This window comes from Sporosarcina sp. FSL W8-0480 (assembly GCF_037963765.1).
In the GTDB taxonomy this organism is placed as follows: Bacteria; Bacillota; Bacilli; order Bacillales_A; family Planococcaceae; genus Sporosarcina.
Window position 1 is genome coordinate 1,448,781 of record NZ_CP150166.1, and the last position, 24,056, is coordinate 1,472,836.

22 protein-coding genes are annotated in these 24,056 nt (G+C 41.7%); 19 read left to right on the plus strand and 3 right to left on the minus strand.

All coding sequences use genetic code 11. The annotated features are described in order from the left end of the window. The first annotated feature begins 33 nt into the window (after positions 1–33). The 14 genes from NSQ43_RS07550 (at position 34) to NSQ43_RS07615 (ending at position 14,437) form a co-directional block, all read left to right on the plus strand. Positions 34–1,020 (plus strand): ABC transporter substrate-binding protein, encoded by a 987-nt coding sequence (locus tag NSQ43_RS07550; RefSeq protein ID WP_339254417.1) that lies wholly within the window; start codon positions 34–36, stop codon positions 1,018–1,020. A gap of 17 nt (positions 1,021–1,037) precedes the next feature. Continuing rightward, on the plus strand, positions 1,038–2,087 hold the full coding sequence (locus NSQ43_RS07555; protein WP_339254419.1) for an ABC transporter permease: 1,050 nt from the start codon (positions 1,038–1,040) through the stop codon (positions 2,085–2,087). After that, complete coding sequence (locus tag NSQ43_RS07560; RefSeq protein WP_339254421.1) at positions 2,065–2,862, plus strand: ABC transporter ATP-binding protein; 798 nt, start codon at positions 2,065–2,067, stop codon at positions 2,860–2,862. Before NSQ43_RS07555 ends, NSQ43_RS07560 begins: the two co-directional genes overlap by 23 nt. Positions 2,863–2,886: 24 nt before the next feature. After that, a complete protein-coding gene (locus tag NSQ43_RS07565) occupies positions 2,887–3,585 on the plus strand; it encodes a fumarylacetoacetate hydrolase family protein (RefSeq protein WP_339254422.1) in 699 nt (232 codons plus the stop codon). Then, the gene (locus tag NSQ43_RS07570; RefSeq protein ID WP_339254424.1) at positions 3,582–4,340 is read left to right on the plus strand and encodes a fumarylacetoacetate hydrolase family protein; all 759 of its coding nucleotides are present in this window, start codon (positions 3,582–3,584) and stop codon (positions 4,338–4,340) included. Before NSQ43_RS07565 ends, NSQ43_RS07570 begins: the two co-directional genes overlap by 4 nt. Before the next feature lie 20 nt (positions 4,341–4,360). Further along, positions 4,361–4,747 (plus strand): 5-carboxymethyl-2-hydroxymuconate Delta-isomerase, encoded by a 387-nt coding sequence (locus tag NSQ43_RS07575; RefSeq protein ID WP_339254426.1) that lies wholly within the window; start codon positions 4,361–4,363, stop codon positions 4,745–4,747. A 32-nt stretch (positions 4,748–4,779) separates the two neighbouring features. Continuing rightward, entirely contained in the window at positions 4,780–6,261 is a 1,482-nt protein-coding gene (gene hpaB / locus NSQ43_RS07580) for a 4-hydroxyphenylacetate 3-monooxygenase, oxygenase component (protein ID WP_339254428.1), read from the plus strand. A gap of 43 nt (positions 6,262–6,304) precedes the next feature. Beyond that, positions 6,305–6,796: a flavin reductase family protein gene (locus NSQ43_RS07585; protein ID WP_339254430.1), complete on the plus strand. Its 492-nt coding sequence runs from the start codon at positions 6,305–6,307 to the stop codon at positions 6,794–6,796. Between the two features lie 32 nt (positions 6,797–6,828). Then, entirely contained in the window at positions 6,829–7,752 is a 924-nt protein-coding gene (gene hpaI, locus NSQ43_RS07590; RefSeq protein WP_339254431.1) for a 2,4-dihydroxyhept-2-ene-1,7-dioic acid aldolase, read from the plus strand. A 30-nt stretch (positions 7,753–7,782) separates the two neighbouring features. After that, positions 7,783–9,294 (plus strand): 5-carboxymethyl-2-hydroxymuconate semialdehyde dehydrogenase, encoded by a 1,512-nt coding sequence (gene hpaE / locus NSQ43_RS07595; RefSeq protein ID WP_339254433.1) that lies wholly within the window; start codon positions 7,783–7,785, stop codon positions 9,292–9,294. A gap of 21 nt (positions 9,295–9,315) precedes the next feature. Further along, positions 9,316–10,299, plus strand: a complete 984-nt coding sequence (gene hpaD, locus NSQ43_RS07600; RefSeq protein ID WP_339254435.1) for a 3,4-dihydroxyphenylacetate 2,3-dioxygenase — start codon at positions 9,316–9,318, stop codon at positions 10,297–10,299. A gap of 107 nt (positions 10,300–10,406) precedes the next feature. Further along, on the plus strand, positions 10,407–11,276 hold the full coding sequence (locus tag NSQ43_RS07605; protein WP_339254437.1) for a YitT family protein: 870 nt from the start codon (positions 10,407–10,409) through the stop codon (positions 11,274–11,276). Between the two features lie 154 nt (positions 11,277–11,430). Beyond that, on the plus strand, positions 11,431–13,593 hold the full coding sequence (locus tag NSQ43_RS07610; RefSeq protein ID WP_339254439.1) for an S-layer homology domain-containing protein: 2,163 nt from the start codon (positions 11,431–11,433) through the stop codon (positions 13,591–13,593). After that, positions 13,538–14,437, plus strand: coding sequence for a hypothetical protein (locus NSQ43_RS07615; protein WP_339254441.1), 900 nt, complete (start codon positions 13,538–13,540; stop codon positions 14,435–14,437). Before NSQ43_RS07610 ends, NSQ43_RS07615 begins: the two co-directional genes overlap by 56 nt. Here NSQ43_RS07615 and NSQ43_RS07620 read toward each other — a convergent pair. Then, positions 14,327–15,310: an endospore germination permease gene (locus tag NSQ43_RS07620; RefSeq protein WP_339254442.1), complete on the minus strand. Its 984-nt coding sequence runs from the start codon at positions 15,308–15,310 to the stop codon at positions 14,327–14,329. The two genes, NSQ43_RS07615 and NSQ43_RS07620, sit on opposite strands and share 111 nt — an antisense overlap. 505 nt (positions 15,311–15,815) lie before the next feature. On the opposite strand from NSQ43_RS07620, the gene NSQ43_RS07625 reads away from it, so the two are divergent. The 4 genes from NSQ43_RS07625 (at position 15,816) to NSQ43_RS07640 (ending at position 20,939) form a co-directional block, all read left to right on the plus strand. Further along, positions 15,816–16,868, plus strand: coding sequence for a spore germination protein (locus NSQ43_RS07625; protein WP_339254443.1), 1,053 nt, complete (start codon positions 15,816–15,818; stop codon positions 16,866–16,868). After that, entirely contained in the window at positions 16,852–18,009 is a 1,158-nt protein-coding gene (locus NSQ43_RS07630; protein WP_339254444.1) for a Ger(x)C family spore germination protein, read from the plus strand. The genes NSQ43_RS07625 and NSQ43_RS07630 overlap by 17 nt, the downstream gene beginning before the upstream one ends. Before the next feature lie 57 nt (positions 18,010–18,066). Next, a complete protein-coding gene (locus NSQ43_RS07635; RefSeq protein WP_339254446.1) occupies positions 18,067–19,215 on the plus strand; it encodes a Ger(x)C family spore germination protein in 1,149 nt (382 codons plus the stop codon). Between the two features lie 428 nt (positions 19,216–19,643). Next, complete coding sequence (locus NSQ43_RS07640) at positions 19,644–20,939, plus strand: S-layer homology domain-containing protein (RefSeq protein WP_339254448.1); 1,296 nt, start codon at positions 19,644–19,646, stop codon at positions 20,937–20,939. Positions 20,940–20,999: 60 nt separating this feature from the next. On the opposite strand, the gene NSQ43_RS07645 is transcribed toward NSQ43_RS07640, so the two are convergent. Both NSQ43_RS07645 and NSQ43_RS07650 read right to left on the minus strand, forming a co-directional pair. Further along, on the minus strand, positions 21,000–22,172 hold the full coding sequence (locus NSQ43_RS07645; protein ID WP_339254450.1) for a peptidase: 1,173 nt from the start codon (positions 22,170–22,172) through the stop codon (positions 21,000–21,002). A gap of 119 nt (positions 22,173–22,291) precedes the next feature. Beyond that, on the minus strand, positions 22,292–23,479 hold the full coding sequence (locus tag NSQ43_RS07650) for an HD-GYP domain-containing protein (RefSeq protein ID WP_339254452.1): 1,188 nt from the start codon (positions 23,477–23,479) through the stop codon (positions 22,292–22,294). A gap of 303 nt (positions 23,480–23,782) precedes the next feature. Here NSQ43_RS07650 and NSQ43_RS07655 point away from each other — a divergent pair, with 303 nt between their 5' ends. Continuing rightward, positions 23,783–24,028: a hypothetical protein gene (locus tag NSQ43_RS07655; RefSeq protein WP_339254454.1), complete on the plus strand. Its 246-nt coding sequence runs from the start codon at positions 23,783–23,785 to the stop codon at positions 24,026–24,028. Positions 24,029–24,056: the final 28 nt, after the last annotated feature.

A 24,056-nucleotide genomic window follows, 5' to 3' on the forward strand; every position in this document is an offset into this window, starting at 1 on the left:
CCAAATAAAACAACCTGTTAAGGGGGAAAAAAGATGAGGAATAAGTGGTCGAAAATGTTGGCGGTTATTTTCAGTTCAGCTCTAATACTCTCAGCGTGCGGAACGGGGGAAAATGGGGACAAAAAATCGGGAGCATCCTCTAAGACATACAAAATTGGTGTCACTCAGATCGTAGAACATCCATCACTCAATGCCGCATACGATGGGTTCAAAAAGGCTTTGGAAGATGCAGGGATTGACGCGGAATATGATGTGCAAATTGCCCAAGGCGACCCGACACTTAACACTACAATCGCGACGAATCTTGTCAGCGCGGGCGTCGACCTGATATTTGCAAACTCAACACCAAGTGCTCAAGCGGCCGCAAGTGCGACAACAGATATTCCAATTGTTTTCACTTCGGTTACCGATGCAGTGGGGGCGGAACTTGTTGATTCAATGGAAGAACCGGGGGGCAACGTAACGGGTACGATTGATGCCCACCCTGATGCAATTTCAGATACGATGAAATTCATGAAAGAGGAATTGGGAGCGAAAAAGGTCGGAATGGTGTTTAACTCAGGAGAACAAAACTCACGAGCCCAAGTGGATTCAGTGAAGGAAATGCTGAAGGACATGGATATGACAGTCGTAGAAGCATCAGTTGCAACGTCTGCGGATGTGAAAGCGGCGGCTGAATCGTTGATCGGGAAAGTGGATGCTTTCTATATCATTACAGACAACACAGTCGTTAGTGCTCTTGAGTCAGTGATTTCGGTTGCGAACGACAATAAAATTCCAATGATGGTCGGTGAATTCGACTCAGTGAAACGAGGCGGTTTAGCGGCATACGGATTTGAATACTTTGACATCGGTTATGAAGCAGGACAAATGGCTGCCAAAATCCTAAAAGGTGAAAGTAAACCTCATGAATTGCCAGTTCAGATTCCACAAAAATTGAAACTGATCATGAATGAGGAAACGGCAGCTTTGCTTGGGCTCGATATTAAAGACGAATGGAAAGCTGAATTCAGTGAATAAATAGGGGGTGATTCTACATGTTTGCAGCTATATTCGGCTCTGTGGAACAAGGAATCATCTATGCAATCATGGCACTCGGTGTGTATCTTTCATTCCGAGTGCTCGACTTTCCGGATTTGACAGTTGACGGTAGTTTTGTAACAGGGGCCGCAGTGGCTGCCACGATGATAATTTTCGGATATCATCCGGTGTTCGCAACGGTAGTCGCGATTCTTGTGGGGTTTCTTGCAGGTTGTGTAACGGGACTATTGCATACGAAAGGGAAAATCAACGCTCTCCTATCAGGGATACTAATGATGATTGCCTTGTATTCAATCAATTTACGAATAATGGGCCTGACCTCAGAGAATTCCATAGGTAAACCGAATATCCCTTTATTGAAGGCTGAAACGATGTTTTCACAGTTTAAATCGTTTTGGAGTCCTTTAGGCATCGACACAGCGATTACCAATTTTCTTACCATGGCAGGACTCAAAAACCTGCCTTCTTCCTATGGTACATTTTTCATCATGATCATTATCGTCTTGATCATCAAATTTATCGTAGATTGGTTTTTGAAAACCGAGGTAGGTCTTGCGATAAGGGCTACCGGTGATAATAAAAAAATGATCAGAAGTTTATCAGCAAATACGGACACACTCGTTATTATCGGTCTTGGATTTTCGAATGCACTTGTGGCGTTTTCGGGTTCTTTGATCGCCCAGTATTCCAAATTCGCCGACGTCGGAATGGGAATCGGGATGATTATCGGTGGATTGGCATCGGTTATTATCGGCGAGGCGATATTTGGTACGAAAACAATATTGCGCACGACATTTGCCGTAATTGCTGGAGCCGTCATTTATCGAATTGTATTAGGCCTGGCCCTGAGAGTGGACTTCCTTGACCCAGGGGATATGAAGTTAATAACTGCTGTCATAGTCATAGGGGCTTTAATTTTGCCGCAGTACCTTGAAAAGAGACGAGAAAAAAGAAGAAAAGCGAAACGCCATGCTGAACGAATGGTAGAGCATGAGCAATTGCGTATGAAGGAGCGTAGTGCCCTTGCTAAAGCTCAATCAGATTAATAAGGTATTTAATGAATCGACACCCGATGAAAAAATTGCCTTGGATCAAATAAATCTTACATTGAATACCGGGGATTTTATGACTTTGATCGGGAGCAATGGTGCTGGGAAATCCACTATGCTGAATATGATTTCAGGCGCTCTTTCTCCTGATTTCGGTGTTGTGGAAATTGCAGGTAAAGACGTTACAAGAATGCCAGAATATAAGCGTTCTCAAATGATTGGAAGAGTGTTTCAAGACCCGATGGCTGGCACCGCCCCATCGATGACGATTGAAGAGAACCTTGCAATGGCTTACTCCAGAAATAAAAAACGTGCGTTGAAAAAGGGTGTGGATAAAAAGCGGCGTGAATTTTTCCGTGAATCTCTTGAAACGCTTCACCTGAATTTAGAGAATCGATTGAATGCAAAAGTAGGAACGCTATCCGGTGGGGAAAGGCAAGCACTCTCCCTATTGATGGCTACATTTACCAAGCCTTCCATTTTGCTTTTAGACGAGCATACGGCTGCATTGGATCCTTCGCGAGCGGAATTGATTACCAATCTGACAAAGCAACTTGTTGAGAAAGATCAGCTCACTACGTTGATGATCACACATAATATGCAACAGGCGTTGGATTTAGGTAACAGGCTCATCATGATGGATAAAGGACAAATTATCTTCGAAATCGATACTGAGGAAAAGAAGGATTTGACGATTCCTAAGTTAATGGAAGAATTCGAACGCATTCGGGGAGAAAAGATGACAAGCGATAAAGCGTTGTTGTCTACCTGAAAGCTCATGTCAGGGGTGGAATATGTGAAGTCTAAAATTAGAGTATTGGAATCCAATCCGATAACAGGGACGGTTTTTGGAACCTTATTGAACTATAAGGGAGAACTTGAAAGTTTAGGTGATGCTGTATATAAGGAACCATATCGCTCGCCGCCAATCGCCCCTGTCCTTTATATCAAACCGGCAAATACGTATAACTATGACGGTGGGGCAATCCCCATGCCTGAAGGAATATCAAATCTGAGAATGGGGGCTGCGCTTGGGTTGGTTATCGGACAGCGGGCGGTTGCCGTGAGTGAAGAAAACGCCTTGACGTATGTCGCGGGCTATACGATCGTCAATGATATAAGCGTTCCGCATGATAGTGTATACCGTCCGGCTGTTCAACATCAGGCACGCGATGGATTTTGTTCAATCGGGCCATGGATTATCGATCGTCATGAAATCCAAAACCCTGATGACCTATCCATTCGTGTATTCATCAATGAAAAGCTTGAACAGGAAAATTCGACATCGAATCTGATTCGTCCAGTTTCTCGTTTGCTTGCAGATGTAACCGAATTCATGACATTAAGTCCCGGGGATGTGTTACTTGTAGGTGTTCCTGAAAAGGCGCCACTATCCCAAATAGGCGATAAGATTCGGATTGAGATAGAAGGTATAGGGAACCTTGAAAACATTATTGTGGACGAAAAAGAAACAAAATGGAGAGAGCAGTTATGAGGAGAGCACGAATAGCTTATGGGGGAGCCATTCATGAAGCGGTGGAGTGGTTTGGGCAACTGAAATTGGATGATGGACGAATAGTCGGTGAACACGAAGTGATCTGGCTGACGCCAATAGAACCTAAAACCGTGTTTGCATTAGGGCTGAATTATGCTGACCATGCAGCGGAACTTGCATTTTCCGCTCCATCGGAACCACTTGTTTTCTTAAAAAGCCCAAATACGTTTGTCGGGCATAATGCATTTACCCGTCGACCAGAAGATGTGACCTATATGCATTATGAATGTGAATTGGCTGTAATCATCGGTGAAACAGCAAGGAATGTAAAGGCTGAGGATGCTTATGATTATATTAAAGGCTATAGTGTCGCCAATGATTATGCAATCAGAGATTACTTGGAAAACTATTATCGTCCAAACTTGCGGGTGAAAAATCGTGATACTGGTACGCCGTTCGGTCCATGGATTGTTGATGCTGCGGATGTGGCCAATCCTATGAATCTGAAATTGACAACGCATGTCAATGGCGAACTTGTCCAGGAAGGTACAACTGCAGATATGATTTTCGATATCCCAACACTCATTTCCTATTTAAGCAGCTTCATGACGTTGAGTGAAAACGATGTCATTCTGACAGGTACTCCGAAAGGATCAGTCGATACAGCAGTTGGCGATGTAGTCGTCACGGAAATTGAGGTAATCGGACGTTTGGTCAATACGATAATCGGCGATGAATCATTCACAAATCGCTAAGAGGGAAAGGGTGGTTTGAGTTGCCGTTTTTTTTCGTCGAGTACACGGATAATATAAAAGAAGAAGCGAATATTACTAAACTGCTTGAAGAGATTCATAACGTTCTAATGGAAAGGGACAGTATTTTTCCAATAGGCGGTCTTCGCTCGAGAGCGATTGAGTTAAAAGAGTATCGGGTGGCAGATGGTGCAGAGGATGATGCTTTCGTCCATGCACAGTTGAAAATTGGAGCAGGGCGCTCTGAAGAAGTAAAAAAAGACGTTTGTGATGCGTTATTTGAAGTGATGAAAGAGCATTTTCATCCTGTCATGTCCAAGCGTTATCTCGCATTGTCTATGGAGTTAATTGAATTTAGTGAAGCGGGCACTTATAAACAGAATAATATTCACAATCGATTTAAAAAGTAAATACACGTATAAGCAAATGGGAGGGGAAAGCAATGGGAGCGCGTACTGGGAAGGAATATATTGAAGGTATTAAAAAACGGAAAACGGAAGTTTGGATCCACGGTGAGAAAGTGGACGATGTCACCACTCATCCTGCATTTAAAAATGTAGTCGAGAGCGTTGCGGGTCTTTATGATTTACAACATGAGAAGCCGGAGAAAATGCTATATACTTCACCGACTTCCGGTGAGAAGGTAGGACTTTCTTTTATTGCGCCGAAAACGAAAGAAGATTTGTTCAAGCGACGTGAAATGCATAAAGAATGGGCTTCTTTTTCTGGGGGCATGATGGGGCGATCTCCGGATTATTTGAACACAAGCATTATGGCTTTCGGAACAGCCAACCAGTTTTTTGCACAAGCGGGAGGCGGAAGTGATCAGTTTGCTAAAAATGCAGCAGATTACTATGAATATGCACGGGAAAATGATATTAGCTTAACGCATACATTAATCCATCCGCAAGTGAACAGGTCAAAGCTGACGCAATCAGAACAGAAGGACCCATTTCTCTCTGCACGTATTACGAAAAAAACAGCAGACGGAATTATTGTGAATGGATGTCGCCTATTGGCAACACTTGGTGGCATCACGGATGAGCTTGTCGTATTCCCTTCTACCATTAATAGAACGTCAGGCACTACAGATGATCCATACGCATTTGCGTTTGCAATTCCGAATAATACTAAGGGCTTAAAATTCCTATCCCGTGAATCTTTCGATTACGGAAAAAGTAAATGGGATCACCCATTAGGTGCAAGGTTCGATGAAAGCGATGCGATTATTTCGTTTGAAGATGTATTAGTCCCGTGGGAAAGAGTATTTGTATGCGAAAGTACAGATATCTGTAATCGTACGTATGCAGAGACAAATGCGGTTATACATATGACGCATCAAGTTATCTGCAAAAGCATCGTGAAAACTGAATTCATTTTAGGCGTAGTCGTCAGCATGATGGAAGCGATCGGAATCGATCAATTCATGCATGTAAAAGAAAGAGCGAGCGAAATCATGGTCATCCTTGAAGTGATGCGCTCCCATTTATATAAATCCGAACACAATGCAAAAATCGATCAATATGGTAATATGACGCCGGACTTTGAACCGTTAAATGCGGCACGCAACTGGTTCCCGAAAATGTACCAGCGTATGAATGAAATCATTAAGATTTTTGGGGCTTCAGGATTGATGGCACTCCCAACTGAAGCGGACTTCAGCAACTCCGACGTCGGCCCATTAGTCCATCGTTACACGCAAGGTGCAAATATAAACGGTGAGGAAAGAGTACAATTATTCCGCCTCGCATGGGATATTTCCATTAGCGCATTTGGTAACCGTCAAGCACTCTATGAATATTACTTTTTCGGAGATCCAGTAAGGATGTCGAATGCTTATTATGACGGGTTTGATAAGCAACCGTATAAAGATATGGTGACAAACTTCTTGAATAAAGCAAAAAAAGAGGCTGGCATACTATAAAAATGAGTGGAAGAGTAATTGAAAGTGGGAAGGAGAATGGAGTATGCAACATGTAGATGATGAGATAGATGATAGGTTGTTCAGAAATGTCATGGGCAGTTTTACGACAGGTGTAACGGTAATTACGACTGAGGTTGCTGAAGAAGTACATGGCATGACAGCAAATGCATTTATGTCCATTTCTCTTAATCCGAAGCTTGTCGCGATCAGCATCGGAGAAAACGCGAAAATGCTTCAGCATATAAAAGACGCAAAGCAATTCGCGATTAACATATTATCTTCTGACCAACAACAAGTATCAAAGCAATTTTCAGGTCAACTGCATCAAAAATCTGAAATAACGTTCGGATCGTACAAAGGTTTGCCAGTGTTAGAAGAATCGTTAGCAATCGTCACATGTGTCCTGCAAAGTGAATTCGTAGCGGGAGATCATACGATTTTCATCGGTCAAGTTACGGGCGTTAAGCTTGAAGAAAAATCCCCCTTATTATATAGCCGAGGAAAGTATCGCGAGCTAAAAGAGCTTGAAGGGTAATTTATGTAATCATTAAGGAGGAGTGGATTCAATTGGCATATGAAGAGGCGAAAAAGAAGTTAAGAGGTTCAATTTGTCCGGTCATCACCCCATTTACAGAAAGCGGGGAAATTGATGAAAAAACATTCATTGAATTGATCAACTGGCAAATTGTTAGTGGCAGCCATGGGATTTCTGTTACAGGAACAAGTGGTGAACCAAGCTCAATGACAATCGCAGAGAGAAAACGAGTTATGGCTTTAGCGAAAGAAACGATTGACGGACGTGTGTTTTTCACCCCTGGAACGGGGTCAACCAATCATGACGAAACAATGGAACTAACGAAATATGCCGAGGAAATCGGCGCGGATGCCGCGATGGTTATTGTGCCTTACTACAATAAACCGAACCAGGAGGCACTTTATCACCATTTTAAAACGGTAGCAGATTCCGTTTCGATTCCGATCATCATTTACAATATACCCGGACGATCCGCCGTCAATATGGAAGTCGGTACGATGAAGCGTCTTGTAGAGGATTGTCCGAACATTATCGGTGTAAAAGAGTCGAATAAAGATTTTGAACATGTGAACCGAGTATTGCTGAATTGTGGAAGAGACTTTCTATTGTACTCGGGAATCGAACTCCTTTGCTATCCGATGTTGGCAATAGGGGGAGCAGGGTTTATCAGTGCAACAGCAAACGTTGAGCCTAAAAGAGTTGCGGAACTATATAATGCGTGGAATGCAGGGGATGTTAAAAAGGCACAAGACCTTCATTTCGAATTAATGCCATTGAATGATGTGCTTTTCAAAGATACAAATCCATCACCGGTTAAAGTGGCACTTGGCATGATGGGGAAAATTACACCGAAGCTCCGGTTGCCTTTAGGCTTGCCGTCAGCAGAAATACAAGATGAAGTTCGTGAAACACTCCTGGACCTCTCTATTCTATCGGAGGAATCCACTGTAGGATAATTGAAGAAAAATAGAAAATAGGTGATAAGGATGATAACAACGGACGAAACGGTTTCTTTAAAACATGAAACACAAAAGAATATATCACTCTATATAAATGGGGAGTTCACTTCAGCTGTAAGTGGAAAAACCATCAAAAACATGAACCCGTTTACAAACGAGCAAATCAATGAAGTCGCTGAAGGACAACAGGAAGACATTGATAAAGCAGTGGCGGCAGCAAGGGAAGCATTTGATCACGGTCCTTGGAAAAATATGAAACTGAAAGATAGATTGGAATACATTTACCGCATTGCAGATTTGATTGATGAAGAAATAGAAAAAATAGCTTATTTGGAAGCGCTTGATACGGGACTTCCGATAAGCCAAACAAGAAATATGGTAAGCCGTGCTTCGGAAAACTTCAGATTTTATGCCCGCATGGTGGAAAATCGTCTCGTCGGAGATGCCTATCAAGTGGATGATGAATTTATCAACTACACAATCCATGCGCCTGTAGGGGTCGCTGGACTAATCACGCCATGGAACGCGCCTTTCATGTTGGAAACTTGGAAAGTGGCTCCTGCACTTGCGACTGGTAATACAGTAGTGTTAAAGCCGGCGGAACTTTCCCCGCTTTCGGCTAATCTATTGGCGGAAGTGATCCATAAAGCGGATCTTCCACAAGGTGTCTTCAATGTTGTACATGGCTATGGTGAGACTGCTGGGGATGCGCTTGTCAGACATCCGGATGTTCAGCTTATTTCATTTACAGGAGAAACAACAACGGGTTCAACAATTATTAAAAATAGTGCGGATACACTGAAGAGCTGTTCGATGGAATTAGGCGGGAAATCACCGATCATCGTCTTCGAAGACGCTGATTTCGATCGGGCATTGGACGCTTGCGTTTGGGGGATCTATTCCTTCAACGGGGAACGCTGCACTGCAAACTCACGCTTGTTTTTACAAGAGGGGATCAGTGAGAAATTCATTGAAGCTTTAAAGATCCGGGTCGCTGCGATAAAAGTCGGGGATCCGCTTGACGCAGGTACGGAAGTAGGGCCGTTGATCGATAAAGGACATTACAATAAAGTAAAAGGCTATTTGGAAATTGCGAAGGATGAGGGTGCCGAAGTCATTACCGGTGAAATTCCTCCCGAATTTTCCAAAGGCAATTTCGTAGCGCCTACCCTTATACTGAATGCCCATAATAACATGCGCGTGGCACAAGAGGAGATCTTCGGACCTGTATTGACCGTCATGACATTTAAAGATGAAGATGAGGTCATCAAATTGGCGAACGACATCGATTACGGACTTGCGGGTTATGTATGGACGAATGATATTAAAAGAGGCCACCGAGTAGCACATCAAATTGAAGCCGGAATGCTATGGGTCAATGCTCAGAACGTACGCGATTTAAGAACCCCTTTCGGCGGTTCGAAATCCTCGGGAATTGGACGTGAAGGAGGCCATTATGGCTTCGATTTTTATACCGAATTGAAAATCATCCATGTTTCAATTGATGACCATCGAATTCAGCAATTCGGGAAGAAATAAGGGGAAATAGGGGGGACATAAATGGATTTTTCAATCATTCGAATCGCAAGGACCGTGCTTCATGTTGTGGATTTGCAGGCATCCCGCAAATTCTATGTCGATGGATTAGGCATGATTGAAACGGAAAGTGATGAGAATCATATTTATTTGAGAGGTTTAGAGGAACATTCCCACCATAGCTTACTATTGAAAAAAGCGGAAAAAGCGGCTGTTGAAGTGCTTGGTTATAAGGTTCAGAAAGAACAGGACCTTGATGAAATCGAAAAGCTTTTCATCTCACAAGGAATGAAAACAAAATGGTTGGCAAAAGGGCAACAGCATGCAATGGGAAGAACTCTCCGCGTTCATGATATATCAGGTATTCCATTGGAGTTTTTTGCGGAAATGACAGTCGTTGATCGGATGCTGCAGCGATATGACCACTATCGTGGCGCGAAAATCCAACGGATCGACCACGTGAACTGTGCAGTGCCGGATGTCCAAAAAGCCTATGATTTTTATGTCAATCAATTAGGGTTTTCCTGTTCAGAATATACGGATACTGAAGATGGGGATCTCTGGGCGGCATGGCTTTACAGAAAGCCGACGGTTCACGATCAGGCATTCATGAGTGGCCCGGGACCTAAACTCCACCATTTCGCGTATTCACTAACTGATCGGCTAAGCATTCTTGACTGTTGTGATTGTTTAGCAAGTATGGGGTATGCAACCTCGATTGAACGTGGACCCGGTCGCCATGGCTTGTCGAACGCGTTCTTCCTGTATCTGAGAGATCCGGATGGTCACCGAATTGAACTTTACACGGGTGATTATTTAACAAGCGATCCCGACTTGAAGCCGAAACGTTGGGATTTAAATGATCCGCTCCGGCAAACGTTCTGGGGACACGAAGCCCCGGATTGCTGGTTTACTGAAACAAGTACGTTTCTTGATATCGAGACGGGCGAAGCGATTAACAGCGAAGAGCCGTTATTGAAACAAAGAAAACCAAAAATTATGGCCTAATAGCCGTGATTCAATAATAGACAAACCTCCGCCCATCTATCGGAGGTTTGTTTTTTTAAATCATAATAGTGTAAAATGGAAAAAACGGTTTAGAAAAGGATAAAAACATGGAGAAAACACAACAGAAAATAGCAATAGTAAAGGGCATTTTTAGAGGTGCAATGGTAATGCTTGGTGCAATCATTGCTGCATACGGATTAGAATCCGTGCTCATCCCAAATAAAGTATCCGACGGAGGCGTGACAGGTCTAAGCATCGTAGGGTCGCAATTATTCGGTTTTCCATTAGGACTACTTATCGCAATTCTAAATATCCCATTTGTCTTTTTGGGTTATAAACAGATTGGTAAAAGCTTCGCAATGTATTCTGTGTTAGGAATTGCAACACTTGCAGTCAGCACAAGCATGATGCATCACGTGCCTACAATTATTCAGGGGGATACGCTATTAGTCACAGTTGTCGGTGGTATTATTCTTGGTTTCGGAATGGGTCTGGCGTTGCGGAACGGTGGCGCACTTGACGGGATTGATATGTTGGCTGTCTTGCTGTCGCGCAGAATGCCGTTTGGAACGAGTGATTTAATCCTGTTTTTGAATGTCTTTGTTTTTGCGATCGTCTCGACTGTTTTCGGTCTTCAAGGGGCTTTCTTATCCGCAATTGCTTATTATATTGCTACGAAGGTAATCAGCATCGTCGAGGAAGGTCTGAGCGGTTCCAAAATGTATAAAATCATTACGAACGAACCGGAGGAAATGGTGGAGACAATACGTGACCGACTTGGTCGAAGTTCGACTTTCAGTATCGTTCAAGGAGCGTATTCGAGTGAACAGTTCAAGGAGATTACATGCATTATCAACCGATTGGAAGATAGTAAGATGAAAGAAATCATTCTTGAAATCGATCCGAAAGCTTTCGTTGCGGTTTATGAAGTCGCCGAAGTGCGAGGTGGAAATTTCAGCAAGAGGAATATACACTAATTGACATTCATGGGGCTAACCAAACCGCTTTGGTTAGCCCTTTTTCCATCTTCTATTACTTACGATACATATAGAAAGATAGCTTAAACCTCCCGTAACTTTTACTTCAAACCGTCGTCTAATCTGTGAATTGAACAAATGAGGAGGTAACAGTTTGGTCAGTACCCATAAAAATTTTAAGATATTGACGTCAGCGGCTGTGGTGACGAGTGCGATTGTTGCACCGGTTGTCGTATCTGCTGCACCGACGTCTTTCAAAGACGTTCCGCCAAGTCATGTAGCCTATGAATCTATTATGTATTTGTCAGGAAAAGGTATTATTCACGGTTTTGACGATGGAACATTTCGACCGGCGGCAATGGTGACGCGTGGCCAGGCTGCGAAGATTTTGGCTACTTCATTGGATTTGGATGTAAGGAATGTGAAGAATCCGCGTTTTCATGACGTCCCGACAACGCACGGATTTTACAAATACGTTGCGGTACTGTACGAGGCTAAGATTATCGACGGGTACTCAAATGGTAATTTTGGGGTGAATGATCCGTTGACCCGTGGACAGATGGCAAAGATTTTAGCCATTGCTTATGATCTTGAAAAGCAGCCACTTCGTACAGCGAAATTCACTGACGTGTCTGCAAATGCCTATTATGCTGTTTATTTACAGTCTTTAATTGACAATAAAATCACGTTCGGAATCACGCGTACCCGATTTGCTCCAAACCAAAATGTAGATCGCGGGCAAATGGCGATGTTCGTACACCGGAGTGAATTGGCGAAGAAGCGGACCGAAACTGTGAATGCGACAATTTCAACATTCAACGGGTACACTTTGCAAACGGATAAGGGCTTTTACGACATTCCATCGTCTTTACGCAATTTCTTTTCGTCTCAAAACACCAATGCTCTAAGAAACGCGAAAATATCATTTGAGCATGATAAAGGCATAATCACGTCCATCACAACACTTGAACTCAGGAGTTCCGGCACTTCATCCAACCTGATCACATTGTATGGGAACGCCGCGACTTTGGATGGCAATCTGATCATCAATGCAGATTACCTCAATGTCAGGGACCTGATTGTGAATAAAAACGTCAGCTTCAACTCCGGAATGCAAAATCATTTCACCGGAGATTCTTTGTACATTAAAGGATCCACGACATTAAACGACTATACCACTCCCACGAATCGGACCCTAAACTTCACATTCAATAACTCTACTCTAAACACAGTACACCTATCCAAAACCAACACGAATTTCATACTCTCTAACAGATCTTTTGCACAATCCGTCACGATGAAGGCAAATGGTTCGCTCAGAACAAACGATACTGCACGGGTCAATGAGGTCTCAGTGGAAGGCTCACTGTCAGAAGCGACAATCTACTCAAATGTCCCTAAAGTTTCAATCGCAACGACGCGGGATGTAACATTGAATGGGGCAGGTATGTTTACAAATATCAACATACTGACGAAACGACTTGTGACGCTCAATACATCCGGTACGATTTCAGTGTTAGACATTCCACGTGATGGCTACGTGAACATAGGCAGTCAAACTTGGGTAACGAATGTGCTCATTCCTTGGAATACGTCTATCAGAAATGTCATCCGTAACTATGATTCAGCAATTTACCGAATCGATCGGATTAACGGCGTTACAAACCCGGATCGCACGCCTCCTTATGTCCCGCCAGTCATCAATGACATTACAATCCGAACGGCCACTATGGACGCTAATGGATTCATCTCCATGACATTTGACCAGAATCCTACGAAGTACAAAATGACGACGAAAACTCCGATGTATGTTGGTGACATCAAGACAAACCAAACGTTGGAACTGACTAATCTATCTATTAAAAACGGAACGTACACGAACGGCCAAGCGGGGACTTTCTCATGGAGTGAGGGAAAGAACAACTATTCCACTTCCTATGCGACAGTCTCTTCAAATGGCAACTATAAGACGGTTGTGTTTTTCGAGGATATCCGCTTAAAGAGTAAAGTATTTGAAATCACTTACCGGGTGAGCAGTTTGGGGTTGGAAGTTGATACCGACTTTACGGACAATACGGTAACATTCCTGAACAACTCAACGTTGTCTGTAGCAGGCACTAAGGGATCGTATACCTCCATTGCCGGATCCAAAATTTCCGTCCCGACAGGCACTGTGACGAATGAAACCGAATTACAAAGAGCAATCTCATTGAAGGTTCCTGAAATAGTGGTTAGCAGGGATATCACCATCACGAAAACCTGTGAGGATAAACTATCCAGATGCCAAGATTCAAGCCATCAATGGAGCGACGATTAAAGTTGCCGATGGATTTAGGTACAAGGCTGAAGAAGCTGCCTTTACATTTGATGAAAATGCAAAGAATGCGAAACTACTAAATGTGAAATTGATTGGCCATTCCAGTACGCGAGGGCATGGAGTCCTTGTCAATTCAGATAATGTGACGTTTGAGAATACCGAAGTTACTGGTTTCGCAGGCTACAATATCGTAACCGATAATTCGTCTTTCATTACGTTGAATAAAGTGAAATTAGCCGATTCAAATAGAGGTGGCTTGCAAGTATATACATCTAAAACGTCCTCAGTAGCAACCGTTAACCTAACAAACGTCGAGACGGCGAATAATCGACTTGGCGGCATTCATCTAATTGCGGATCGGGCGAACAGTAAAATTATCATCAACGGAAAAGGCAATCAGCATAATGACCAGTTTAAAGGTGTACCATCCCCGGCGTTTTGGACGGAGGGGAACGGGAAATTTGATTTCAAACTGAGTGATTTTAATCTGTATACGAAAATAGAAAACAGCTATTACCACATTGACAATGACGTGGAGCTAACACACGCATATACGGAACTGAGTAAAACAATAACAGATAAGCATACTCCAAAGATGAACATAGCCAATGATTTCACAACGAATAAACCACTTCATTTAAATGCAGCCGTCTCCATTAATGGGAATGGAAAAACAATCACCCTCAATTCAAAAGGGGACCCAAAACGGAACGCTGAAGGACTACTGATCAGCTCAACCGTAGTCATCGACAACCTGAACTTCACCGCAGGAAAGGCACATGAAGAAAAAAGGAGGTGCAATCATTCTCCAGATTCGCACTTTATTTTCCGTCAAACGCAATAGATCTACGATTACATATAGAAGAAAACCAACCCGAATAAAAGCACCTGTCAGCCACTGGTAAATGGATAGAAAATCCATATGTTCGATGAAACGCCCAATGGACACAAGCCCCCATTCTTCATAAGCCGGGTAATGCTGTTTTGCCGCTTCATCCGGCCCGAATTCGGTGATTGCACCAACGAGCGGACCCAACGTCAATCCCGTTATAATAAATAGCATGATGGCAAAATGGTACCAGCGAAATTGGTTTTTCACCCTATGTTGAATGAACAAGAACAGAATCAGTTCTACGAATCCCGATGCAGGATAAACAATCGATTTAATGACCGGACGAACCCCATGCTCAAGTATTGGTAGAAGTAAAATATACTCTTTCACTTGAAGGTTAGTAAAGGCTACAAAGAAGCCAAGAAGCGTTACAAAAAACAGGACAAACGTATTGACCATAACAATCGTTTGTAAATTGGACGAGGCCAACAGAATGCAAAGCGTGGTGTAAATGATCAATAATGCAAGCATCGGTGTTTGCGGCAAAAATGTACCCATAATCCATTGCAGTGTTTCTGCCAATGTGAAAGCAGCAATAATCAGAAGAATTACAGCTACCGCATAACGAACTACAGCGGATGCCTTCCCACCAAGTTTGCTATGGAGCCAATCGGTCAATGGTTCCCCATTTGACTTTTTATGAATGTAAATGACAAGAAATAGCCATGGGAATATCAATATGGAGGCGCTTAATACGGCTATCCAGCTATCCCTTCCGCCTTCTTGCAATAATGGAGGAAGAATCGTGACATGATTTTTCAATCCTATAACTGTCATGGACAAGAATACTACATGCAAAACACTGATCGATCCCAATTTATTCACATAAAAACCCTCTAACCTATTTATATACCTCAGTTTCGACAAAAAAGGGATGGATTATAAGTGATTTTGAAGGTTCCTTTACAATGCAAAAAAGGTACCAGATATAGGTACCAAAAGAATTGAAAATATTATCTACTATAAATAACTTCTGTAGCTGCATTTCTTTCGTTGGATAAAATCTTGTTATCATTCCTGTCCCTGAACACCTCGTATTTATTGAAACCTCTTGGTAGGTCAAAGCGGACGTCGAGGGTGTCTGCCCAGAGGATTGGGTCAACTTTGATGCTGTCTCTTTGATTTGGTTTTTTGTAGATAATATCGTTGGTCTGCTTGGAAGCGGTGTACGTAATTTTTGCTTCTTTTGCGTTGATCGTAACTCCATTTGTTGCACCTACTCCACCTAATACATTGTTCGAAAAGGCGATATTGCCTTCAAGGACAAGTTTTTCCTTTGCAGCTTTTTTTATCGGAATTCCCTACATAGATAGCGGCTGAGGTGGAGTCTTTGAGTGTTGAGTTTGACAGTGCCAATGAGGCTCCGTTTCCGCTTACTTCAATCAGATGGTCGCTCATGTCTTTAATCGAAATAGGACGTCGTTCAAAGACAATAGTGGCGATTCTTTACTTTGATGATATAGCGAGTAAAGAAACGTTGTATAGCATAAAAAAACAGTTGAAGAAAGTGGATACGGATATCGTGTTCAGTGCCGATATCCTAATGGAGAATGTGAATAAAAATGTTAAATTGTTTCCGCGGACAGACTATACTGGGCGTGCGGATAATGCTATTCAATCGCTAATCAGAGGGCGCTTTGTCATTTTTGTTGATGGTGTAGCATATGCCATCGTGACACCGGTAAACTTATTTTTATTAATGAAAACGAGTGAAGATAATGAGTACCCGCCCGTCTACAGTTCAATAGCAAGAACGCTGCGCGTCCTTGGGATGTCAATCGGCATCTTGCTGCCGGCATTTTGGCTGGCACTCACAACATTTCATCAAAACCAGTTGCCGCTTCAACTATTAGCGACAGTCGTCCAAGCTAACACGGGCTTGCCGTTCCCTTCTTCAATTGAAATGCTGCTCATGCTTCTCATGTTTGAGTTGTTCCGAGAAGCAGGATTGCGTCTGCCAACCGCACTTGGTTCAACAATAGGGGTAGTTGGCGGTTTAATAGTTGGTGAATCCGCCATTCAAGCAGGAATTACAAGTCCTGCCATGATTGTCATTATTGCAACTTCTACAATTTCCACATTCACATTGGTCAATCAATCACTCGTCACTGCTGTAAGTATTTTGCGTGTCAGCTTTATTATATTGACAGCATTTTTGGGTTTGTTCGGCTTTTTTATGTCGTTCTACTTTACTGTGCTATTTCTCTCGAGTATTCGGGTTTTCGGAGTACCATATGTCAATATCACAGCGGATCTTAGTTGGCAGACAATCAAAAGAACACTCTTCAGGCAACAAGCAGATCAATATACTACCCGCCCCAATATGCTTAACCCAACCGACAAGACGAGACGTAAAGAGGCTGAAAATGAAAAGGATCAATAAGGCGCTGCTTGCAGCAATAGGTTTGATATGTCTCCTGTTAGCAGGTTGCTGGGATATAAACGAACCCCAACGAATGCTTTATATCAACGGAATTGGCGTTGATTATAAAGATGGCGAGTACCATGTATATGCCCAAATAATAAGTTTTAACAATGTTGCAAAGTCCGAGCAACCTATTTCGGATCAACCACAGGCAGAAGTGGGCTACGCGAAAGGGAAAACGATGGATGAAGCGATTTATCAACTTTACCACACGGTTGATCAGAAGATTTATTGGGGTCACTTTTCCTATATCGTCGTCTCCGAAAACGTTATGAAAAATGAAAAACTGAGTCCGATTATTGACAGCTTCATCCGTTATGAAGATATCCGCTACCAAATTTGGGTGTATGCAACGAAAGATCCAGTTGAAGAGGTTCTATTAGTGAGGCCGGTGTTGAATAAAGCGATAACCTTGTCAAAATTAGGGGATCCGAAGAATGCATTTAAGCAAGAATCATTTATTCCACCGATGGACATCCGGAAATTAATTATCCAAATGAACGAACCAAGTCATGAAGCGAAGATTCCCCTGATTTCTGTGATAGAAAACTGGCAGTCGATGCAGGAGTCCATAAAGGTTCCGTTCCTTGCTGGCGTTGGAGTAGTAACGCCTAATGGCTTTAAGGGATTTCTGGAGGGGAAGAGTGCGCATGGAGTCCAATGGATGTCTAATGAAACAATTCGCGGGGAAGTTACCTTCAAGACGGATGATCAGAAACATATGACGGTGACAATTGATAATTTGAAAGTGAAAGTTACACCAATTGTAGAGAGGGAGAACGTGAAGTTCGATGTCGAAGTAAGGTTATATGCTGAAATCGGACTTATTGCAGGAAGTGTAACTGTCGAAGAAATCGAGGAGTGGCTGATAAAAGAAATCAAAAGAGAAATTATGGCAACTTATGAAGCAGCCTTGAAAAAAGACATGGATATTTACCGGTTATCCGAGCATTTGTACAGAAGAAACGTAAAAGCGTGGAAGCGACTTGAAAAAAACGGAAAAGTAGAGCTAACGGAAAGCTCTATCGGGAAATTGACGGTGGAAATTGTCAGACTTGAATCTTCACGGAAATCATATAGACAATCTATCGATCAATGACCCATTATGGATTTGATATTGCGGCTATCGGACAATTTACGATGAAGAGGGGATCGTATGAGAAAAGTACGCTTACTCCTATTGTTATCGGTTATGGTAATTCTTTCCGGGTGTTGGGATGAGAATGAACCTGAGAGAATGCTATACATCAATGCAATCGGTATCGATTTTAAGGATGGCAAATATGAAATATATGCCCAGATGATTCATTTCACAAATATCGCTAAATCCAATCAACCCATATCGGATATTCCACAGGCGGAAGTTGGCTTTGCGACAGGGGAGACAGTGGATGAAGCCATCTTTGAATTGTACCGTTCCATCGACGAGATGGTCTATTGGGGCCATTTGAATTATATCATTGTGTCTGAGGAAACATTGAAAAACTCAGCATTGAGCCCAGTAATTGACCTATTCATCCGAAACAGAGAAACGCGGTATCAGATTTGGGTTTATTCAACGAAAGATCCTATTCAAGACGTATTATTAGTGAGACCGGTTTTGAATAAGGGGGTTACCTTTTCCAAATTAGGAGATCCGAAAAACGCCTACGAACAAGAATCATTTATTCAACCGATGGATATGCGCAGAATTATCATCGATATGAACGAGCCCAGTCACGAAGCGATGATCCCTTATATAAAAGTTGTCGAAAATTGGAAGTCCGTGGCTGAATCCATTGAGGCTCCTGAGTTGGCCGGTGTAGGAGTCGCAACACCGAACGGGTTCAAGGGCTTCATAGAAGGGGAGGACGTCCGTGGAATGCAGTGGATGTCAAAGGATACGAAAGGCGGGCAAATTACATTTAAATCAAGTCATGGCGAATTTATAACGGTGAATGTGGAAAATGTAAAGGTCGATGTACAACCTGCCGTCCAATCTGGAAAAGTAAGCTTTGATATAGAAGTGGAACTGATGACGACTGTCAGTGTCATCAAAGGGAAAGTCTCAGTTGATGAAATCCAAAGGGGTATCATTGAACAAGCAGAAAAAGAAATTAAGAATACCTACGAAGTTGCACTAAATAGTGACATTGACATATACCGATTATCTGAGCACCTTTACCGTAAAAACGTGAAAGCATGGAAACAGCATCACATAGATGGAAAAGTAGCCCTTAATGAAGATTCCATCCGTCTAAAAGTGAAAGTAGCCAAATTGGAATCCTTACGAAAATCATACACGGAAACCATTGATTCGAAGTGATTTCTGTACCTTTCCAAGAAACTATTACAGAAAGCTCGAGTGCATTATGCACTGGAGCTTTTTTGATGTGCGCCCAGCATTGTAAAGGTACCTGTGCAGCGCATTATTCAGTCAATTCACTACAATTTCATAAATATGAATAGTGAAAGTTGTTATATCGGCTGAGAGTTGCATATTCATACAAATTAACTGAATAAACATGAATGTTTCATGCACAGGTACCTTCAAAGATCTATAGCAAATAAGAAAAGGCCTTCCCCGATTCCAAAGGGGAAGGCCTTTTGTAAAGGTACCTCCAAAAAAAACCGGTACTGGTTTTATTTAACGGCTCGGAAGCATGCATATTTCTATTATAATAGGGACGTCGAGAACAATAGATATATATAATAACTGTTTCTGAGAATAGTAGTAAGGAGAGTATTTTTTTTATGATTAATAGAATCGTATTAATATTAGTTGGCATTCTGCTCGTTTTGTCGGTCAACGCGACGATGGTGATTGCGGAACCGGGTTCGAGTCCAAGTGCGAATTCAAGTACAAATCCGATTCCGAAACCGACTAATTTCTTGCCTTTTGAAAATAAGGAAGCAGGTAGAAACAGCAATGCCTACATGCCTACATATAATCCATCATTGAATGATCGGGTGAATTTCATCAAAGAAATTTCAAATTACGCAAAGGAAGCAAGTGCCAAATGGGGCATTCCCGCAAGCGCAATCATCGGAATGGCAGCAATTGAGAGTGGATATGGCACGACAAGAATCGCAGTCAATGCGAATAATATATTTGGAATTAAAGTTTGGACAACCAATCCAAGTCAAGGGTGGCAACTGAAAGGTCAACCTGATGAGAACAACGGGACGGTCCCAGTGTTATCAGACCTTGGCGTGGATCGGCTTATCTTTGATGAAACCAAAAGAGTAGATAATTGGTATCGCATGTTTTCAAGCCGGAAGGAAGCGGTTGAGTACTTGGCAGGAACTTTTCTTCTAAACCAAAGATACGGGTTTGCGAAAACGAATTATGAAACCAACTTGAACAAAGGCTGGAGTTATGAACGCGCATCCAAACAGTATATCTATGAAATTGCGAATGCCGGATATAACCATCTTGGCGGTGATTACTATCGTAACGTAGTCAGCAAAATAATGGATGAATGGAATTTGTACGAGCAGGACGAGAAAACGTTCAAGGATATTCACGGACATTGGGCACAACAAGAAATAGAGTTTTTGTCGGAAAAAGGTTGGATAGACGGATTCAATGATGGAACGTTCAAACCGAATGATAGTCTTACAAGAACGCAGGCCGCCAAAATTATCGGCAATTTCTTGGGATTGACGAAAACAACTGAACCACTCCACTTCAAAGACGTGCCTCCAAGCTTTTGGGGACATGATTCAGTCGTCTTAGTTGCACAGCATAAACTGATGAATGGTACGGGCAATGATCAATTCTCGCCCAACATGATTCTGACTCGGGCACAAATGGCACAAGTATTCTACAATGCGGGTTTTTATTCCCAACCTGCAGAGAGTCATTTGGATTCATTCAGTGATGTCAAAAAAGACTACTGGGCCTCTATTCCAATTGAGACAATGAGGCAAGAAGGTATTATGACGGGATTTGGCAATGGAAGATTTGGTATCAATGACCCTATTTCGAGAGCCCAACTAGCAGCGGTAATCTATCGATTAGATCAAAAAGGTTGGAATAAAAAATAGATTGTAAAGGTGCCTGTGCGGCGAGCAATTTCTTGCACAGGTACCTCAACATTACATACTTCATCTTTTTTTTATTTTAGTGTACACAAGTAATCCTAACAGAATGGCAGTTTGTCCTATAAAAGCTATGGCATCCCAAAAGGCTGCTGGCGTCTTAGCCCCAAGTAAATTTGAAAAGACATGTGAGTACGCATAATGAGCCTGTGGTAGGAAGTAAAAGACGATCAGACTTAATGTCAATAAAATACCGATCACATAAAATACGCTATACATACGTACAATTCGTTGCTCACCATCGAAAGCCTCTGTATCAGTAGTATCACTTCCCAAAAATGGCAGCCATTTGCTTAAATACTGCTTGCCGCTCTCCATCAAGTTATAGCATCCTGTACTATTTTCAACGAAATAATAGACGTCTGTTTTCATATAGAAACAGCATTGATATAAGGTTTTTATAAAAATATCAAAGACGACTATACCTAAAATTCCTATTACAATAGCATTCGCTCCCGGAAAGAGGAGTTGAATTGAAAGCGCGATTACCATACAGATTTGTTCAAAAGACATTCCAGCAAAATAGAGGATATTTCTTTGCCTTGGCTTCAGTTTCCAAGCCGCAGTCAAGTCTGTTTCAAAAACGACAAAAATGAGCCTGTTTCCGATACCTAATTTTGCAGGTAAATCATAGGACCGTATCGCCAAAACATGCCCGAACTCATGAATAACGATTAGGACAAGAGATATTGTCATGTATGTAAGGATATTTAACATCATCGAATCGAATAAAAATATATCTTTGTAATGAGGGAATAACGCTGGATTCCTCACGATAAGTAAAATATTGATTAACAGTAAAACAATATAAATCTTATTCGAAAATTGATTAAAAAAGAAACGTCCTACAGAGGCTGGTAGCCAAGTAAATCCATCCGCCGCCCGGCTTTTCCCTTTTCGAATGATTTTCTCTCCATCTACCTCTTGAACCAAGCCTAATTCGATAAGCTGTTCGCCGAATTCAATCATTTCGACGTCTTCATCGGGATACTTTTCCCGCAACTCCTTTTCGATTTCCCCTAAGGTTTGCCCACTATTCATCCGTTCGATTGCATCGATACAAATCAACGGCATTTCAAAGAAATCACCTGAAATAGGCTCTTCCACGATATAATTCTTCTTATCTTTTTGAATAGATAAAGGAAAAAGAGCGAACTTCGATAGTAACGTTACCTTCAAACTTAACCCCACCGCCCTCTAACTATTAAAAATAGGATGCTATCACAATAGCATCCCATTCGTATTAACCTTTTGGAAATAAGAAGCACCACCAACATGTTACTTTAACTTGCTTAAGTTTACGGATTTTCATGTCTGCGTCCCTCCTTTGGTGTATGATCTTTTAAATATTGTTTAGAGATTGTAATCCAATCTGGATACACTTGTTTAAAGACTTCCACCAATTTAGGATCGAATTGGGATCCTTTTCCTTCAAGTATTCGTTTATAAGCTTCTTCATAGGGAAGAGCGGGTCTGTAAGATCTTGTTGAAGTCATTGCGTCGAAGGCATCCGCAAGAGCCGTAATTCTCGCGGTAATAGGAGTTTCTTTGCCTACAAGTCCATCTGGGTAACCTTTACCATCCCATCTTTCATGGTGATGATAAACGACTGCGATATGATCGGCAATACCTTCAACATCTTCGACTGCTTTTGCTCCTACAACTGGGTGAGTTTTAATCACCTCATACTCTTCATCTGTTAGTTTACCATACTTAGCCAATATTGTATCAGGAATATTTACTTTTCCAATATCATGTAGTAAACATGCATAGTAAAAATGAGGTAATTCGGATTCTTTTACTTCCCCCGTTGCTTTAGCAAGACTCATCGCATACTCTGCAACACGTTCACTATGTCCGCGCGTATAAGGGTCTTTTAACTCCAAGGTGGCAATAACTCCCTTTACCAACCCAGCCAATTGCTCATCATAGGAAAGCGTCAATGCTTTCACGTAATTTAAAATGCGATGAAGGAGAATGTACGCTATACCAGCCAAAATAACAACAATTCCAACTGGGAATAATATGACAGGATCTTGTATGAAAACGCCCACCAATAGATACTTCAGGACCAATCCAACTGTAACGAGATAAAAGAAACGTTTGTTAATAAAAATAGGTGAAAACAATATAATGACTAACTCAACTAAGTTCCCGCTTGAATAGGTTTCTGAGCCTCCAAAGTAATAATAAATATCCGTGATTAGGTTGGTAACTAAATAAGTAATGACAAGTATAAATTTTACACTATCCGGTTTTCCCTTTTTAAAGAAATAGATAGTAACAGGGATAAGACAAATGATGACAAGATGTTTTATAAAGCTTAATAAATACCAAATCCCATCCGGAATTACATCCGCCATCCATGGTAAGAAAGGAAAGAGATTATAATAAATGATATCGTATAAAAAGAATACGATATAAAACAATGCCATAAATAAAACAGTAGCCTTTTTTTCTTCATGTAATAGGGATGTATTTTTCATTTTTTCACCACACTACTCATGAAGAGGTGTTCTATCGTTAAAATAGGCGAGGATGATGCTGAATGCTCCATGATGACTAGCTTCCTTTGTAATGAATTTTTCTATATCCTTTATTTTATCGGCCATATTTAATAAATATGAAGTGTTTTGTCCAACTTCAGGATATATGAAATAACCGATAGATACTATTATATCTGGTTTTCCGGATGCTCCGCAATGTCTTTAAGGAACTTTAAAAAAGCGAAATATTAGAAGGATTTGATGCTTTTTTGTAGAATGGAGAATATGAAAGGGGAGGCTGTTATGATGAATGAAGAAGTGAAGAAACTATCGGATATGCTGTTGCAAAGTCTTTATGATTATCACTTTGCCACTAACGGGGGAAGTTATAACTTACCGAAAGCGATGTTGAATGCTGATCTAAATAGCAAGTTGGCGATTGACCACCTTCTTGAAGCGGGTTATGCGACTGATAGCGGGCAAGGGACGGATCATCTTGTTTTGGCAATCACGGAACAAGGCATGGAGTATATTAAAAAAAATAAATAAGATTCGACTCTTATAGACCGTCTAATGT

What these genes read in the sequence shown, in the direction of transcription:
- NSQ43_RS07550 (WP_339254417.1), top strand. Translation starts at nt 34, where the DNA reads ATGAGGAATAAGTGGTCGAAAATGTTGGCGGTTATTTTCAGTTCAGCT.
- NSQ43_RS07555 (WP_339254419.1), top strand. Translation starts at nt 1,038, where the DNA reads ATGTTTGCAGCTATATTCGGCTCTGTGGAACAAGGAATCATCTATGCA.
- NSQ43_RS07570 (WP_339254424.1), top strand. Translation starts at nt 3,582, where the DNA reads ATGAGGAGAGCACGAATAGCTTATGGGGGAGCCATTCATGAAGCGGTG.
- hpaB (WP_339254428.1), top strand. Translation starts at nt 4,780, where the DNA reads ATGGGAGCGCGTACTGGGAAGGAATATATTGAAGGTATTAAAAAACGG.
- NSQ43_RS07585 (WP_339254430.1), top strand. Translation starts at nt 6,305, where the DNA reads ATGCAACATGTAGATGATGAGATAGATGATAGGTTGTTCAGAAATGTC.
- hpaE (WP_339254433.1), top strand. Translation starts at nt 7,783, where the DNA reads ATGATAACAACGGACGAAACGGTTTCTTTAAAACATGAAACACAAAAG.
- hpaD (WP_339254435.1), top strand. Translation starts at nt 9,316, where the DNA reads ATGGATTTTTCAATCATTCGAATCGCAAGGACCGTGCTTCATGTTGTG.
- NSQ43_RS07605 (WP_339254437.1), top strand. Translation starts at nt 10,407, where the DNA reads ATGGAGAAAACACAACAGAAAATAGCAATAGTAAAGGGCATTTTTAGA.
- NSQ43_RS07630 (WP_339254444.1), top strand. Translation starts at nt 16,852, where the DNA reads ATGAAAAGGATCAATAAGGCGCTGCTTGCAGCAATAGGTTTGATATGT.
- NSQ43_RS07635 (WP_339254446.1), top strand. Translation starts at nt 18,067, where the DNA reads ATGAGAAAAGTACGCTTACTCCTATTGTTATCGGTTATGGTAATTCTT.
- NSQ43_RS07640 (WP_339254448.1), top strand. Translation starts at nt 19,644, where the DNA reads ATGATTAATAGAATCGTATTAATATTAGTTGGCATTCTGCTCGTTTTG.
- NSQ43_RS07650 (WP_339254452.1), bottom strand. Translation starts at nt 23,479, where the DNA reads ATGAAAAATACATCCCTATTACATGAAGAAAAAAAGGCTACTGTTTTA.
- NSQ43_RS07655 (WP_339254454.1), top strand. Translation starts at nt 23,783, where the DNA reads ATGATGAATGAAGAAGTGAAGAAACTATCGGATATGCTGTTGCAAAGT.